At 37.7% G+C, this 16,786-nt stretch carries 10 protein-coding genes; 3 read left to right on the top strand and 7 right to left on the bottom strand.

What is annotated here, in order from left to right:
• Positions 1 to 208: 208 nt before the first annotated feature.
• From FFU37_RS10735 to bcsR, 6 genes are read right to left on the bottom strand one after another with little or no spacing between them, the layout of a single operon-like run.
• Complete coding sequence (locus FFU37_RS10735; protein WP_138489465.1) at positions 209 to 4,024, bottom strand: cellulose synthase subunit BcsC-related outer membrane protein; 3,816 nt, start codon at positions 4,022 to 4,024, stop codon at positions 209 to 211.
• On the bottom strand, positions 4,015 to 5,145 hold the full coding sequence (bcsZ, locus tag FFU37_RS10730) for a cellulose synthase complex periplasmic endoglucanase BcsZ (protein WP_138489464.1): 1,131 nt from the start codon (positions 5,143 to 5,145) through the stop codon (positions 4,015 to 4,017). Before bcsZ ends, FFU37_RS10735 begins: the two co-directional genes overlap by 10 nt.
• Positions 5,145 to 7,391 carry a cellulose biosynthesis cyclic di-GMP-binding regulatory protein BcsB gene (bcsB, locus tag FFU37_RS10725; RefSeq protein WP_138489463.1) on the bottom strand — a complete coding sequence of 749 codons (2,247 nt, stop codon included), beginning with the start codon at positions 7,389 to 7,391 and terminating at the stop codon, positions 5,145 to 5,147. The genes bcsZ and bcsB overlap by 1 nt, the downstream gene beginning before the upstream one ends.
• Positions 7,384 to 10,053, bottom strand: coding sequence for a UDP-forming cellulose synthase catalytic subunit (bcsA, locus tag FFU37_RS10720; RefSeq protein WP_138489462.1), 2,670 nt, complete (start codon positions 10,051 to 10,053; stop codon positions 7,384 to 7,386). Before bcsA ends, bcsB begins: the two co-directional genes overlap by 8 nt.
• 1 nt (position 10,054) lies before the next feature.
• Positions 10,055 to 10,771, bottom strand: coding sequence for a cellulose biosynthesis protein BcsQ (gene bcsQ / locus FFU37_RS10715; RefSeq protein ID WP_138489461.1), 717 nt, complete (start codon positions 10,769 to 10,771; stop codon positions 10,055 to 10,057).
• A 32-nt stretch (positions 10,772 to 10,803) separates the two neighbouring features.
• Complete coding sequence (gene bcsR, locus FFU37_RS10710) at positions 10,804 to 10,983, bottom strand: BcsR/BcsP family cellulose biosynthesis protein (protein ID WP_002958211.1); 180 nt, start codon at positions 10,981 to 10,983, stop codon at positions 10,804 to 10,806.
• A 114-nt stretch (positions 10,984 to 11,097) separates the two neighbouring features.
• Between bcsR and bcsE the strand changes: the two genes are divergently transcribed.
• The 3 genes from bcsE to tyrR all read left to right on the top strand — a co-directional run bounded on the left by bcsE (position 11,098) and on the right by tyrR (position 16,215).
• Positions 11,098 to 12,720 (top strand): cellulose biosynthesis protein BcsE, encoded by a 1,623-nt coding sequence (gene bcsE, locus FFU37_RS10705; protein ID WP_039487103.1) that lies wholly within the window; start codon positions 11,098 to 11,100, stop codon positions 12,718 to 12,720.
• Between the two features lie 169 nt (positions 12,721 to 12,889).
• A complete protein-coding gene (gene bcsG / locus FFU37_RS10700; protein WP_138489460.1) occupies positions 12,890 to 14,470 on the top strand; it encodes a cellulose biosynthesis protein BcsG in 1,581 nt (526 codons plus the stop codon).
• 188 nt (positions 14,471 to 14,658) lie between these two features.
• On the top strand, positions 14,659 to 16,215 hold the full coding sequence (tyrR, locus tag FFU37_RS10695; protein WP_002958215.1) for a transcriptional regulator TyrR: 1,557 nt from the start codon (positions 14,659 to 14,661) through the stop codon (positions 16,213 to 16,215).
• A gap of 28 nt (positions 16,216 to 16,243) precedes the next feature.
• On the opposite strand, the gene FFU37_RS10690 is transcribed toward tyrR, so the two are convergent.
• Complete coding sequence (locus tag FFU37_RS10690) at positions 16,244 to 16,738, bottom strand: hypothetical protein (protein ID WP_138489459.1); 495 nt, start codon at positions 16,736 to 16,738, stop codon at positions 16,244 to 16,246.
• Between the last annotated feature and the right edge of the window lie 48 nt (positions 16,739 to 16,786).

The raw sequence follows: 16,786 nt of genomic DNA, 5'->3' as shown, positions 1-16,786 counted from the left end.
TAATTTTTTGCTTTAGCTATCTTAGTATTTAGTCATACTAAAATGCTCGACCATCAGTTTATTATTTGTAGCTAAGATAATGATTTGCTATATGGTAGTAACACCAGAAGGTAAGAGACACACCCTTATCCTAGTTACAATTGGGCACAAGTATACATATACCTTAGTGCTAGGGGAAGTATTGCGCGGTGTATCACCTTATGCCAAGTTAGAACTCAGCATAAGGAACAATAGGGGTACCTGGGAACTCAAGCGTTCCATAAACAGGGTTAAAATAGTAACGTATGTAAAGTTGACCAAAGTTTGGTTCGTAAAAGTCAGAACGATCGATGGCTAAGTAGCCACCAAAAAACCAATTCGGCGTTATTCTATACTCAAAACTACCTTCAAGATTATATGAAACACCAGAACTTGTTTCACCTTCAAATACAGGGTCAACACCTGTTATTGATTCTCTATCATACGCAGCTATTTGCAAATCGCTATCGTTAGGGAAGAAATCAATAGATTGAGTTTTTGTTTGCGAGTACGAAACACCGGTTTTTAATCGATAAACAAAATCATCGCCCCAACGCGCGTCATAAGTGAGAGGCACGGATAGACCAACATAGTTTTGCGGACTGTAATAACCACCATGGCCCCATGTTTCTTCACTTAAATTATACTTGTATGCCCAATGTAATAAGCTAGCGCCTACGATAAATTCACGCTTTTGATTGCTTATTACACGGTAATAAGTACCGCCCATCATACGATAGCGTTGGTTGTCTTTTACATTTTGGCCTTTATAGAGAGTAAAGTCGGCGCTTGACCAAAAACCCCATTTTCCGCCTAAGTCGTGTGATACATTAGCTGTTAGGCCTGTAGAGCGTACGCCCCCCCAAACTTCTGTATTTACATCTTTCAAGCCCGCATAAGAAAGCACTGAATTTGTAACTGGGCGCTTTTCAAGTTCTAGGCTGTATCCAAAGTCGCCAAAACTGTCTGCGTAATTTACACCCCACACAAAGTCTTCAATTAAAAAGCCAAGAGGGGTAGTGCCTACATCTACACGCCAGTTTTCGTTTTGCCAACCAATACCTATATCTACACCACTTTCCTCTGGTGTCACTTCATCGACTGAACAAGTGAAAATACATAAAGCACCTTGTCCGTAGCGACTACCAGCGAACTGCTCATCAAAGCGAGTTGTTTGTGCGCTAATAGTAGTCGGGTCTACTTTAATAAAACCTTGGCCTTGCCAAAGTGGAAAGTAAGCTTCAATTGGTACTAAGCCCGCACCAAGTGTTGCTTCACTTTCGGTGCTTGTTTGTCCACTAAAGTTAACACCAATGGCAATGTATGCTTGGTTTTTGTTTTGCTCGTTTATTAGCTCACGTTTAGCACCGTTTACATACCATTGATCGTTTTCATCTATTTTTAAAAGCGCTGCGTAAAGCTCTTTTTCGTTTAAAGTACGATTAGGTGACAGGGTTTGTGCGTACCAAGATTGTGCTTGTTCGGTTTCATTAAACTTACTGGCTACTTGAGCACCTAAATAGCGTAACTCTTGATCGTTTGGTGACTTTTCAATAAGTTGCTTAGCTAAATAAAGTGCATCCCCTGAGTAATTAAACTCATTAAGAGATGACATGATTTGGCGTTGTAAATAACCCTCTTGCGATGTGGTTTGCGCTATCGCTTTTTGCGTAACTTCTTTTGCTTGAAAGTCATCTCCAAGTTCTATGTATGCATTAGCAATAGCGAGAAGCGCTTGAGGCTCAATAGTTTGACTACTTTGTACTTTTCGCTGATATAAGATAACGGCTGCTTCATATTGTTCTAGCGCTAAGTTTGCATTAATAAGGGCAGTTGTTGTTGCTGGAATATCTTTATATTTTTGATCAAGCTGATTGAGCTTAGCAATTAAGTCACTGCCGGTATAAAACTGGTTGAGGTAGTTATTTTGTAACTGCACATATTGAGCCGTTTCGTTTTCAGAAGCGCTCTCTGGTAACACGTAATCCTCAAACCAGCGTTTTATTTCAACTTGGTTATCTTGCTCTAGTATCCACTGGCCTTGTAAAAGGTGCCAATAAGGCGACAAAGATGAGTCAGATGAAAGGGCACTTGAAAGCAATTTAAGAGCATGTCGTTTTTCATCAATTTTGTACCAACTATTAGAAAGCTCAGCTTGCATTTCAGGTGTTAGCTCTCTCGCTTCTAAGTTACTTAAATGATAGATGGCGACAGATTTGTTTTTTAAATCAAGATATTGCTGGCTTTGAGTAAGAGACTCGTTAAGCAACAATTGCTGTTCTAAAGCAATAATGTCGGTATCTCGATTTTTAAAAGGAATATATTTAAGTGTATCCAAAGCTCCTTCATAATCATTTATAGAGCGCAAAAATAAAGCATGGCTATATCTAATCTGGGGGTTTAGCGGGAACTGCCACAATACATTATTAAATAAATCACGTGCTTGTTGAGTCAGGCCTTTTTGTTGGTATATAAAAGCTAAATCGTAATATAACCAAGGTTGTTCAGGTGAAAGCTCAATAGCTTGCTTAAGTAATTCTTCTGCTTTTTCTAGCTCTCCACCATTAGTATACTGGCTTGCTTTATCCCTTAGAGTATTACTGGTAGCTAGTGCATATGAGGGGTAGATTAAATCTCGTTGCTTTGCGTTTAATGAATTATAAAAGTTGCGAATTGATTTTTGGTTTTGATCTAGTTGCGCGATATTTAATAAGCCAAGTAAGGCATTTTCATACAAAGGATTGGTTTTTAGGGCTGCTTGATAGGCGGTAGCTGCTTGTGTGTAATTTCCTTGAGCTACTAATAATAGGCCTTTGTTATAAAGAAAAGCTTCTTGGTCATGATTTAATTGCTCAGCTAGATTTAGTTTTAATTGTGCTGTTTTAAAATCAGATTGCTCTATAGCATCTTCCATTTCAGACATATACAGCCAAAACTTCGCAACTGTCGCGAGTTCTTTAAGTCCTTCACGCTCATCAAAGTTAGGTGTATATTTTTGCGCGGTAAAAAAATAGTAATATGATTTTTTGTAGTCGCTTTTCGCTAAATACAAATACCCTAAGCTGCGCATAATTTCTTTATCGGTTGGCCGCCCTTTTAAAGCATTTAATAGTAGGGGCTCAGCTTCTTTTAATTTTTTATTATTAAGTAAACGATCGCCTTTGAGCCAAAGCTGATACGCGGGATCGGCAAGTAATGCTTGTCTTACTTTAAAATCTCGTTGGAAATCTTCATATTGTAACTTACCTTTACTACTAAATGGATACACAGAGAAGTAACGTTGGTATTGCTCAACTGTATTTTGAGTAAGATCCATACTCTTAAGAGCTGCAAGCCAAATAAACTCAACTTCATTAATAAAAGAAGGGCTAGTTCCGTAATTACTTAAAATATCTATCGCTTTACTATTTGCTGGGTTTTTCCTCAGTAAATGGCGAGCATAAGGTATTTCTACTTGAGCGATATTAGAATAGCTTTTTAATAACTTTTCATAGCCTTTTTTAACACTTTCCCATTGGTCGCTGTCTTGTCCATACCAGCTTAAATGCTCAAGCTCGTAATTAAGTGTAGGGTAGGTGTTTTTAAATATTTTATTGTATATTTCACGGGCTTGTTCATAACGTCCAGCTCGAGAAAGTAGCCTAGCTTCATGAATTAAAGACTTATCTTTACCCTCAATACGAGAGAGTATTTTAAGCTTTTCAACGCACGGAGCCTGTTTGGTAAGCCCGTTATCTATTTTGCTTAATAACTGGTTGGCTTTCACTGATTCGCCATTGGCAAAATCATAACGCGCTACTGCGCACTGCGTTTCTATTCGGGCAGGGGCAATGGCGACTAGCTTTCGTAAGCTATCTTCAACTAGTTTTTTATTTTGCTGTGCTTCACCAATACCTATTTGGCTTAGTAACCAATCAACAGATTGCGTATCAATATCGTTGACTGTGTTAGCGCTTAATCCAGAGCTAAGTGCTAATGTGCAAGCGAGGGCAAACCTTAACGGCATTCAGTGCTCCATACCGGTTGTAGCGTCCCATCTGCTGTAATTGAAAAACGCTTATTTAAAGCACTTGTACCAAACAAGTTAAGCACGCTGTCGTAATAACGAGTCTGGGTAAATGATTTATCAATCATTAGTTTTTGCTGAATCGCCATTACCGTAGAATTATCGTTATTAGTCGCCAGTAAAGGTAATAAAGCTGAATTAAAGCCCAAAGGGCCTCTTTTTTCAGATTTTCCAGATTTAGCAAAGGTATTTAAAGGCACGTAACCACGTTTATTAATTGTTTCAATAAAAGGGTTGAATTGCGCTAATAGCTCTTTTTTATAAGGCGCGTCGTCTGCCATCATGCTTGCCCATAAATATACTCTGATGGCGTTATAACTGCCCAAGTCGCTCGTTTTTTTATCGTAGTAAAAGCCATTATTCGCATCAAACATTACCCAGTCAGGGCTAACACCTTGCTTTGCTGTATCTAAAATTAGCTTTGCTGAGCCTTCGTGTAATTGATGCCAAGGCGAGTGTGGGTAGAGCTTTTTAAACTGCTGGTAAATAAATAATGGTGAGTAGCTCGGGTTTAACTTAAAACGTTCATTATCAAATTCAAAACCTGTAGGAGCGGGTAGTAATGATAAACCTAGGCCCGAGATATAAGCGGTTTCTTCACGCATTATTCGCTGTGCAAGTACAGCTGCTAATATGCTGTAGCGGCGCTCATCCCAAAGAATAGCTGCTTGCGATAAGCTGTATGCTATCCATAAGTCAGAATCAGACGCAGGGTTTGAATCTAAAATTCCGCCAACATTTTGATTATTAACACCCCATTGCCATGCCGGTAAACGAGTGCTTAAATCACCTTCTGATAAATGCTCTTGCGTCCAATCAAGCACTAAGTCAAACATTGCTTTGTCATTTGCTACAACAGCAAAAAACAACGCATAGGATTGGCCTTCAGAGGTTGTGACTTTTTGTTCACTCCCCAAGTCAATAACGCGGCCATCTTGGCTTATAAAGTTACTTTTAAACGTTTGCCATGCATCCCATGGTTGGCATTGCTCTATTTGTGCACTGGCATTAAAGGTAAATAATGCAATCACGGTAAAAAATACATTAATGAGTGACTTCATTACTTATCTCCTTCAGCTAAGCGCTTGTATGTTAATGCTTGCAGTAATCGCCATATAATAAATGAGATCAGCAGTAGTGTTAAAATAGACAACAGTGCCAGTACAAACGGGTGATCGGATAAATGGAACCAAATTAGGGTATGCACAGGGATGTGACCAACAAAATATTGCTCATCAGTTTTAATTGTTTTAATGCCTTGAGAGTTTATGACCGCAGCACTGCCTTTAATTTGCGCAAGCGCTTGTGAACTCATTAACGCATCATCTAGTAGAGTAAAGGCTTTTTGTGATGTTGCACTGAGCGATACTATTGAGCGCTCTGAATCAAACGGTGATTGAAAGCCTGTAATAACGGCAATATCACCACTACTTTTTATACTTACTTGAACTTTATCTGTTGTTTGCTCATCGTAAGCACCATTGTATATAGCTTGTTTAATAGCGCGCTGATTGTTATCAAGCAAGATATTAGTTTGCGCATCTTCATCTAAGTTATTAGCAATGCTATTAGGTTTGGCGATTACTAAGATGTCTTTATCATCTAAGTTGGCATCTTCATTTAAGTGAGCAACGCTTATTCTATGAGCGGGGTAACCTGTGATAGCACCAAAGTGGCCTGTTAAATTAAACAATACAGATAGCGCTTTAGATGATGGAACTTCATCTATCAATACTAAAGTTTGTTGTAAGTCTGCGTATTTTGTAAATGGGAATCCGCTGTTTGCAAATACATTTAAATCAGGCAAAGCTATGTAATGGTCAAACCCACTTACATCAATGTTGGAGTTTCCATCAATTACGCCGTATTCGCCACCAGGTGGAGCAATGGCACACTCGCCTTTTTTAAGTACTGCAAATCTAAAGTCAAAATTTAACTCATTTCGGCTGGCAAGATTAATACCGTCTAATGAAAAGTCTTCAGCGCTTTGCGTTGTGTCTGTATTAGCGATTAAAGGCAGCAAGGTTTTAGCGGTAGTTAACGATGTGTCTTTTTTATCAAGTAAAAAACCACTTATAAACTCTTGGTTTATTAACATGTTTAAACGTGAATTTAAGGTTTCGCTCTCTGGCGTATTACGGTATTGCAAAGTAATAGGAATACCTTTTTCACGCCAAGTAAATAAATCAGGTGCAAAACGAACATTTAGTTTTATAGGACCGTTGTTAAGTCCCTCAGCCTGTAACTGAGTTGGATAGTCAATAAGCTCGTCAAAGTGCACGGGACGATCGTTTCTAAGCCATCTCGGCGCATCATAAGCTTTACGCAGTGGGAGTTTGTTAATTGCTTCGATACTTGCACTTCGGCCAGTCATAATTTTATGACCAAACACAAGACCAGTAACCGCTGTTTTTAAGTCTTTTTCGTCACGCCCTAAAATTAGCAGCATTTTATTGTATCTGTGAATAGGGCTTGAAATTAGCTCGACGGTTGGCTTTTCAACATCTGGATAATCGTTTAAAAAATCAGGTTTTGAGTCATTAGTAATAAACACCACACTGTGCTGCTCTGGTGCTTTATTTAAAACTACGGGAAAGTTAGCGCCACGCCAGTCTGCTTGTGCGCCAAACCAACTAGATAAAGTGGCTGCCGCTTCTATTGCTTGTGTATTAGGTGTGCTTGCAAATACAAAAGGTAAGTTTAATTTGTTGTAATCTTTAGCATCAAAAAATGGTTCTGGTAAATATTCAAGGCGGCTATCAATTGCTAACTGTTTTTGATCAAGCGTTATGTGGCTTGATTTGTTTATTTCAGTCCAAATTGAGCGGCTAAAGTAATCTTGGCATCGTAAATCATAGTAACCAACTAGTTCAAAGCGAATTTGGTTGTAGTCTTGAATGTATTTAGCATTTAGGTCAAGGCTGTGACTTACCGTGTTTTTTACAACACTTAGCTGTTCATTAATAGGTAATACTGTTACTAAGTTATCGTTAAAATAAACTTTTAAGTGCGATACATTAGCCAGCAATGAAGGTGAGTTAGTGTACGAAAAGTTAAGCTTTAAATTAGTGCTTAATTTATCAATTCTATTTGTGAAATCGACACGAGAATTATTATTCACGCCGTCGAGTTTATAGTCATTGAATCCTAATTTTTCAAAGCTAAGGCGTAAACTAGAAACCTGGGCACTCTCAGGGTAGCCATTTACAAACAGGGTTTTGTCGTGCATAGGCTCGATAGCGAGCACTTTAGATGCGCTACTAATAAGTAACAATGTTAGAAATGTATTAAGTAACTTTTTAATCATAATTATTATGCACTATCGGTTTTTTTGGAGTAAATGAATTTATGTAAATGACAATATTAGTCATTAACTTAATAACTGGTTGTAACGCTCTTGGAGCATGAAATAATAAATTACTAAAGCCCCGTAAACTGGTTTTTTGTACTTCTTTGAAGCTATACGATGGACGGTCATGTCTAAAGTTATTTTGCCAATCTAGCCAAGCATCTGCTCTTGAGAAGGTACATTGTATAAAAGCTCTCTGTTTTTCGAGAGATAAATCTTTAAGTGTAAGGCCAATTTGTTTTTTGCGGGTATTACATACATACGTTGTAAACGAAAATTGCTTATTACCACGACTCATTAACAATTCAATTTTATCGTTAACACGACATAAATGCGCGTGATCTGTCTCTATGCCCACGCCGTTATCTGAATAATCCGTTATTTTTACTTTCAAAGTATGACCATTTGCTAAACGAACGCCGGCAGGAAAGTTTGCCTTTATACGATGCGAGTGCCTCACTTGACGAGCTTCAGCAGCAACAGCAACCGCAGCACCTAAAATTATAATATTATAAAAAGCCCAACCCATACTTATTATAAGTACGCCAATCTGGCTTGGGTCACCTAAAAATAGACGTAATACACCCACTAATATACCGAGTAAATTAATAAGTAAGAGAATTAAATACGGTTTAGAAATACCCCAATCGTAATGCTCTTCATCATTTAAACCGCCTTTTTCGGTTACGTTAAATTTACCTTTATTGGGATTAAATAAAGCGACGGTGGTTGGTTTTAATATGTACCAAGCAAGTACTGACTCATACACTTCACCCCAAAAGGAGTAACGATATTTGCCTTGAATACGTGAGTTAGTCGCTTTTATTTGAATTAATGTCGGCACTACATAAATAAAAATAGCTAAAAATGGGGCATAAATTATGTATGCATTAAAATATATTAGCGCTAAAGGGGCTGTTAAAAATACAATACGAGGAATACCCGATAAAAAGTGCAGCATTGCGTTTATGTAGCATAATCGTTGAGGAATGCTTAAACCCTTACCCATTAATGGATTATCAAGTCTAAATATCTGCGCCATACCACGCGCCCAGCGAATGCGTTGACCTATATGCGCTGACAGGCTATCGGTTGCAAGACCTGCTGCCTGTGGAATATTTATATAAGCAGTTTTATAACCAGCGCGCTGCATACGAAGTGCTGTGTGAGCATCCTCCGTTACTGTTTCAAACGCAAAACCGCCAATATCATCAAGCGCAGCTCGTTTTAATACGGCGCAAGAGCCACAAAAGAAGGTCGCATCCCACATGTCGTTACCGTCTTGAATAAGCCCATAAAACAACATGTTTTCGTTAGGAATTTGACTATGGTTGTTAAGGTTTCGCTCAAACGGATCTGCAGAGAAAAAGTGATGCGGTGTTTGCACCAAGCATACTTTACTGTCTTTTAAAAACTGCCCCATCGTCATTTGTAAGAACGAGCGAGCAGGAACGTGGTCACAATCAAAAATTGCGATATATTCGCCATCGGTATAACGCATAGCGCTATTCATATTGCCGGCTTTAGCATGATTGTTATCCGAACGAGCTAAATAGCCCACTCCAATTTCCTCTGCAAATTCCTTAAACTCTGGGCGCTTACCATCATCTAATATATAAACATTTAATTTATCCACAGGCCAATCGATGCTTAGAGCAGCCAGAGTAGTGGGCCTTACAACGCTTAACGGCTCATTATAAGTTGGAATATATACATCTACTGTTGGCCATAAGTCAGTGTTTTTTGGTAAAGGCACTGGTTTTCGCTCAAGCGGGTTAATTGTTTGGAAAAAACCTAAAATCAGTACAAGCCAGGCATACGTTTCAGCAAGTAATAAGCCACCACCTAGTGCAAGTGCAAGTGGATCATCCCAATTTAAAGTTTCAGTGTAACGCCACCACAAGTAACGAGAAGACGTAGTTACTGACAGAGTAATCATGACAATGGTTGCCATTTGGCCTTTTACTCGTTTAAGCGCATACGCAACTAGTAAAATAAAGCTTATAAAAACGGCTTGAGCTTCCAAGCTAAAAGGAATTGTAATAAATATTGCTAATAAAAATAGAATAAACGCGAGAATGACGTATTTGACTAGTTTATTTTGCCATACACGCGCATCCGCCATGGTTTTAAACGCACTTTTTTTAGGGCCTTTTTTGTTTTTTGATAGTAGGCGCTTTAACAATCTACCTAGCTTTAAATCAAACCAACGTAATTGCCTTAAAAGGTAGCTAACGCCGTCATAAAAATAATTAACAGCATCTTCTTTTACAGAACTAGATTTAAGCTGGTTTTTAAAAAACACTAAAAAAACACTTTGTATAATAAAGCGTAATATATTTGAGTAAATGTAGGTTCGGTAAGGCAACCTTAAATGAGGGTAGTAGTCATAAAGGGTATATTCAAAGCTGATTTTGTGCTTTTTAATATTTATAAACAGTGAGCTTAAAAGCGTAATAAAAGGCATTATAAAAGCTTCAATAACATTTACTTTATGTTGATTAAAGTAGCTATGAAACTTGAATAAAATGTACCGGACTAACTTATCAGTAAATAAAATGCTCAGCAGCAAGTATAAAGTGCTGTGAATAGGGCGCTGATAAAATAATGTAATGCTCATTTTATAAGGTCGCTTTACTAACTAGCCAACCAGCTAGTGTTTCAAAGTCATCGTTTGCGACACTATATGGCGCGCAATTAAGCGCTACATTTCTGTATGCGGTTGACTCTTTAATAACTTCGTCACTGTTGATAAAAAACGGAGCCATAAGGGGGAGCGTAGATTGCCAAAGAGAAAACAAGTCAAATTCTAGCGTAGATGCAGAGTTATAGCGGTTAACTAAAAAGTAATGCTTCCAATCAGTATCTGAATTTTTGAGTGTTTGTAGGCGTCTATAAATTAAGCTGTGACAAATAGCGTCGCAATTAACCAGTTCAATTACAATATCGTTTTTCTCTAACGGATAGTGCGGAAGGTTAATATGTGCAGGGCAGTCAAAAATTACCCACGCTTCTTGGCTATAATTTAGGTTTTTGCATCTATTTACCATTTTAGTGATGTTATCGATGCTAGTATCAGTGTTGTCACCAAATGGTAAAAATATAATGCCATCGTCATCTTGATGAAAATGCACAAGTGCATCTTCAAAGCTCGCTTCATTACTCCAGCCTTTGGTATATTTCCATGGCAAGCCAAAATGTAAACCTAGGTCACTTTTTGCATCTAGATCGATTGCAATAACGTCAACGTCAGACTTTTTTAGCACGCACGCTAAATTTGCAACCACAGAGGTAGTGCCTAAACCGCCTTTGATACCTTTAACGAAAACTCTTTGCAACGGATGTTTTACCTATCTTTAATTGAACTAACTTATGTGTTTAGTTCGTTGTTTATTTCTTTAAGTAATGCGTACTTATTAATTGTATTATTATTTTGCTGCTTGTTTACAATTTCTATGTAGTCATCACTCTTTCCACCAAAACGTAGTGCAAGGTTTTCTATGTCACTTGATGTTAACGTTTGTGAGTTTTTAGGCGTCAAGTTATTCATTCTTACCTTTACAGTTACTTTAATTATTTTGATTAAAAGTGGACAATATTTGGCTATTATATATAGAATAACGGTTAAAACTAGTAAAAAAGTATTTTTTATAGGGCGTTTTAAGTGCATAACTTTAACATAACGGGATTAGAGCCTGCTGCAAAAGAGTTAAAATCGGCTTCAAGTTATGCTGTTTTAGCCCCTTTAGACAATTTTGTAATCGAATTGGCGTTACATTCAATTAACCAAAGCTTGGTTAATGATATATATATAGTTTCCCAAGAGGTTGAATCATTTTTTGATTCTTCTTTTTCTGCATCGTTAAATTATGCTTATAAGCATAATAGAGTACACCCTTTTTCGTTGGCCTCAGAAACACAGAATCATTCTATAGAGAAAATTAATTCAGGTATTATAAAAGAAATAAGTGCTTATAAACGCCTAAGCAAAGCGCTTATTTTTGTTCATTTTAATACAGCACAGTTAAGCAGTACTGACGAGAAAAGCTTAGAGTTGATGATGAGGCAGTACAACGATTTTGTTCGTAGTACGGGAGCTACATTATTATTTTTAATTTCGGGACCTGATATTGCAAATTATCGCTTTTTATTTAGACGATTAAACAATGTATTTGATGGGCTGGTATTTGTTGATAACGACTCTGCGGTTCGAGTACTTGAATATGATTATTGGCGTCACAGTAGGGGGGTTATTGCTGGTGAACATTACCAAATATTATTAAGTGGTAATCAGTTTGTTGTTCAAACTGGAACGGCAAGCGAAAGTAAAACACTTAAACACTCAGACTTTGCCGATGAAGACGATGTTTGGCTCGTGCAAAGTGCTGTGCCCGAAGGTACTAAGTTACCGATGCATTATAAAAGCGTAAAAGATAATAATGATTTATTTAATAAAGGCCCAAAAGTAGAAGCAGCCACCTTAATTTTTGCAGTTACGCGTTACACCGATTTGGCGCTATTGGGTAAGCAGTGTTTTGAACTTAGAAAAAACTGCGGACGATGGTTAAAGCTTGTTATTCAAAATGTTGATGGTGTTATTCGTCATCAAGATGAGTGCTTATTTTTAACCTTGGGTGTAAATCTAATTTTGTATAGCTTTTCAGAGCCTTCGCGTTTGCTTTCACAAGTGCAATCTATTCAAGGTTTTAAGTTTTCAAGGCCTTTACCTTCCTCAGTTGAGGATGTTTTAAAATACACTGAAAATACCTTTTCGAAAGGATATTTACCTTTCATCGAGTTTACGAAACAAGTAGAAATTCATAGTGACTCAGCCGTTAATTTAGGTGTTAGTGGTGTGCTAGTGAAACTTGAGCTACTACCAAGAATTGACCCTATTCATCCTTTGCATTTATTTCATATCAAGCGCGAAGGTGATGTATTTAGCATTGCAGATAATACAGTTTATTTATATTTGCATGCTTGTAGAGAAAATGACGTTGATAATGCAATTAAGCATTTGTTTAAATTAAAAACGAGTGATTTTTTTGTACAGCAAAATATAATTTCTGACCACTTTTACATTCAACAAGAATGTAAACAGTTAAGGCGATTTTATAAAGGTAAGAGTGTTGTAGATTTCTCGCAAAAACTTGCTGAGAATGATAGCTATAAATTTGCACCTGATATAGCAAATAGCGTTACTGAAAATATTAACACCCCAGAATTTTCTAGTAAAAGCCGCCCAGATGCTAAGCCTTTTATAATGAAACTAAGAGATAACTTATGAGTATGAATCAGCTTTTAATTACCGTGTTTCTTGCAATGGTGCTTGGCGCGGTGCTTTGTATGCTAGGCAAATACATTTTATCTCAAATAACAAAATATTATTATAAGCTTACTTTTAAACATGAAGTACTAGAGCCTTATACACCAAATACAGTAAAAAAGGATAAGCAGTGAAATTATCAGGTTTAGGGGTTTGGAACCTTTATTTTTTAGTTAAGTTTGCTCTGTTTTATTACGGTGCAATTGATTTTAACGTACTAACTAATGCCGCTTTTGCTGCATTGCTTGCGATTAAATTTAAACAGCCATTAATAGAGAAGGCAAAACATATACTAGGTGCTGTGTTTGCTGTGGTATTACTTTATCAAGACTCATGGTTGCCACCAATAAACAGGTTGACTAAACAAGCAGGTAACGTTCAAGATTTTAGTTTTGGTTACTTTATCGAGCTATTAACCCGAGTTATTAGCGTTGATATGTTGTTGGCTTTGTTCGTAATTAGTGTGTGTTTTTGGTATACATCGCAATGGATACGCTTTACAACCGTGACTATTGTTGGGCTGTTAGTTGTAGGGTGGCAAGGAGATAACTCTCAATCACAATTCGTTAATAATGTGGCAACCCCTGAACCGGTTACTCAAAATCAAAGTAATCCTCAAACACAAGTGATCACTCAGGCAGCGCAATCTCCTGATCAAAAATTAGCTGATTTTTACCAACAACAAAGCTTACTAATGAGCCACTTTCCAAACCAAGTGAATGGTGAGCTGTTTGATGTCATTATTTTGAACATATGCTCAATGGCTGTTGCTGATTTAAATGCTATTGGTGTAAGTGTTACTGATATGTATAAAGACTTTGATGTGGTGTTTTCAGACTTTAACTCGGCTACGTCATACAGTGGACCCGCTGCGGTAAGACTGCTGCGCGCTAGTTGTGGGCAAACGAGTCAAACAGCATTATTTAAAGAGGCACCTGAACAATGCCACTTGTTTAAAAACCTAGAGAAACTAGGTTATCAAAATAATGTCGTGATGAATCACGACGGACATTTTGATGAGTTTAAAGGTTTAATAAATAAGTACGGTGGTCTAGATAGCACGCCATTTAATATCGATTCAATGCCAGTGGCGCTACGAGGTTTTGATAATAGTCCTATTTACTCAGATGAAGCTGTGCTGGATGGTTGGTTAGAGCAAGCTGATGATTGTAAGCCGTGTGCGATGTACTACAACACCACAAGTTTACATGATGGTAATCAGCTAGAGAATCAACCAAGGGTAAATAGTAAAGAGACATACCCAATCAGACATAAAAACTTGTTTGCTGATATTAACCAATTTGTAAAAAAATTAGAAAAGCGTGGCCGCAACGTTATGTTAATGATAGTGCCTGAACACGGCGCTAATTTAAAAGGTGACAAAGTACAGTTTGCAGGTTTACGTGAAATCCCAAGCCCTGCAATTGTGTCGGTACCTGTAGCAATTAAATTTATAGGCCCAGACGTACAAAACTACTCGCAAATTGTGGTTGATGATTCAACAAGTTACTTTGCGCTTTCAGAGCTGGTAAGCAAGGCGCTGCAAACTGATGTATTTGGTGGGAATAATAGTGTTGCTAATTTGCTTGAAAACCTACCTACAGCACCTAAGGTTGCTGAAAACGAAGGCACAATAATGATGTATGTTAACCAAAGACCATTTATACAATTAGATGGTGGTGATTGGTCTGCTTACCCACAAGGTAAGTAGTCACATAATAAAATTTAACAAATAGCACTGGTATAGTTAAATATCAGTGCTACTTTTCTTCATTTAATTACATTTCAACTTATCGCTTTCGCAGTCTGTTTCGTCCAAAAATGTTTACAATAAGCTACCTTCTCAAAGCGACTTAGCGTATTATTCAGCTAATATAGTTTTTCCTTCTTTGAGGATGTATGCGTCTAGATATTCACTGTGCTGATCGAATTGGTATTGCTCAAGAAATCCTTAATATATTAGTTAACTACAGCGTTGATCTAAAAGGAATTGAAGTTGATTCTGTAAATTGTCGTATGTACGTTAGTTTTCCCGAAATAGAATTTGAACAATTTCAAAAGATTATGCCATCGATACGTTTAATCGACGGCGTACATGACGTGCGTACCACTGCGTTTTTACCATCTGAGCGTGAACACAACGAATTAAATACTTTGCTACGCGCATTGCCTGATGGCGTTATCTCTATTGATGCCAAAGGTTGGGTGCGCTTATGCAACGATGCAGCATGTAAGGACTTACAGTTAATTGAAAAAGAAGTTATTGGTGCAAATATTAATAACTTACTTAAAGGGTTTAACTTTACACGTTGGCTAGAAGGTAAAGAAGTGCTCGGGCAAACCACACGCGTTGAAGTGGCGGGTGAGGATTTTATTGCAGACATTTTACCAATTGCAGTCCCTCAAGGTAGTGAGGGTGATGTGCTTGCGGGTGCGGTTATTAACATTAAATCGCAAAGCCGCTTAGGGCAGCAGGTCAGTGCATTTAGACGCTACGGGCAAGAAAGCTTTGCTACTATTCATAACTTTAGTACGGCAATGCGCCGAGTTGTGCGCGAAGCACGCAAAATGGCTCAACTAGAAGCCCCTATTTTGATTACTGGTGAAACTGGCACAGGTAAAGAGTTATTAGCTAGAGCGTGCCATTACGCATCTAATCGCTCTGTTAAGCCTTTTATTGCGCTATCGTGTGCTTCACTTCCTGATGATGTTGCTGAGTCTGAATTATTTGGTTATGCCGGGTACGAAGAAAACGCAGCGCCAAAGCGTGGTGTATTAGAGCAAGCTGATGGTGGAACTGTATTTTTAGATGAAGTTGGCGAAATGTCGACTCAACTACAAACTAAGTTACTGCGTTTTTTACAAGATGGTACGTTTAGAAAAGTAGGCGATGAGAACGAAGTTAAAGTAAATGTACGTATTGTTGCCGCTACTCAAAAAGACTTACCTGCAATGGTACAAGAAGGGGTTTTTAGAGAAGACTTATATTACCGTATAAACGTGCTTACTTTAGAAATAGCGCCACTAAGAGATAGAAAAGCAGATGTAGGGCCACTTGCAGAGCATTTTATTCAAAAATACGCACAACAAAATGGTCATGCAATTCCTGTTTTATCACAAGAATGTTTAAGCTTTTTACAAGAGTATCCGTGGCCTGGAAATGTGCGTCAGCTGGAAAATGCAATTTACCGTGCAGTGTCGTTACTAGATGATAGCGAGCTTCGCGTAGAGCATTTACAGTTACCAACTTTTACCCATGATTTAGGGTATTTAGAGTCTGATTTTGAAGGCTCACTAGATCAAGCTGTTAAACGTTTTGAAGCGACTTTACTTCGCAAACTCTACCCTGCTTACCCAAGCTCACGTCAGTTAGCTAAGCGATTGGGCCTAAGTCACACCGCTGTAGCTAATAAGTTACGTGATTACGGGATTAATCGAAAAACAGTAAAAGTGTAATTGACTTAAAGAAATTAAAATATGGGGACTAATTTTTAGTGCCCATATTTTTTGTTACCCCATCAATTGCAATCGTCTCAATACCTTCTTCGTTAAAGTTCATTACGATACTGGCGTTATTACGAGTGAAAAAATAGCTACGGCCATTTAGCTCAATAACATAGTCACCTTTTACCGGGTCGCTAAACTGCTGCTTTTCTAGAGTGACTGTATGTTCGCCAATTTGCCATTCAAACTCCTCAATAAACCCGTTATTAAATTCTTGAACCCATACTTGGCTGTCATCTTTTGAAAGCGTGATGGCGACAGAATAAGAGCTAGGAATTTGCTCCATATTGTAACTTTTAGATCCAATAGTGAATTTCTCAGCTTTTTGCTGCCATTCAAAACCAAATTTAAATTCTTTAACTATACCAGTAGGGTAAGTTACTGAGCCTTTACCTGGTAACGAAAAATCGGCAAAAGCATTGTAGCTGGGGACTAATAGGGCCAGTGCAGCGATGATTTTTAGTTTTGATTTCATTAGTTATCTTTTTTATTGTAATAATGATTTAAGATTAAAGTAGAATAT

The sequence above is a fragment of the Pseudoalteromonas distincta genome, assembly GCF_005877035.1.
Classification (GTDB): domain Bacteria; phylum Pseudomonadota; class Gammaproteobacteria; order Enterobacterales; family Alteromonadaceae; genus Pseudoalteromonas; species Pseudoalteromonas distincta.
This window is presented reverse-complemented; position numbering and strand designations above follow the sequence as displayed.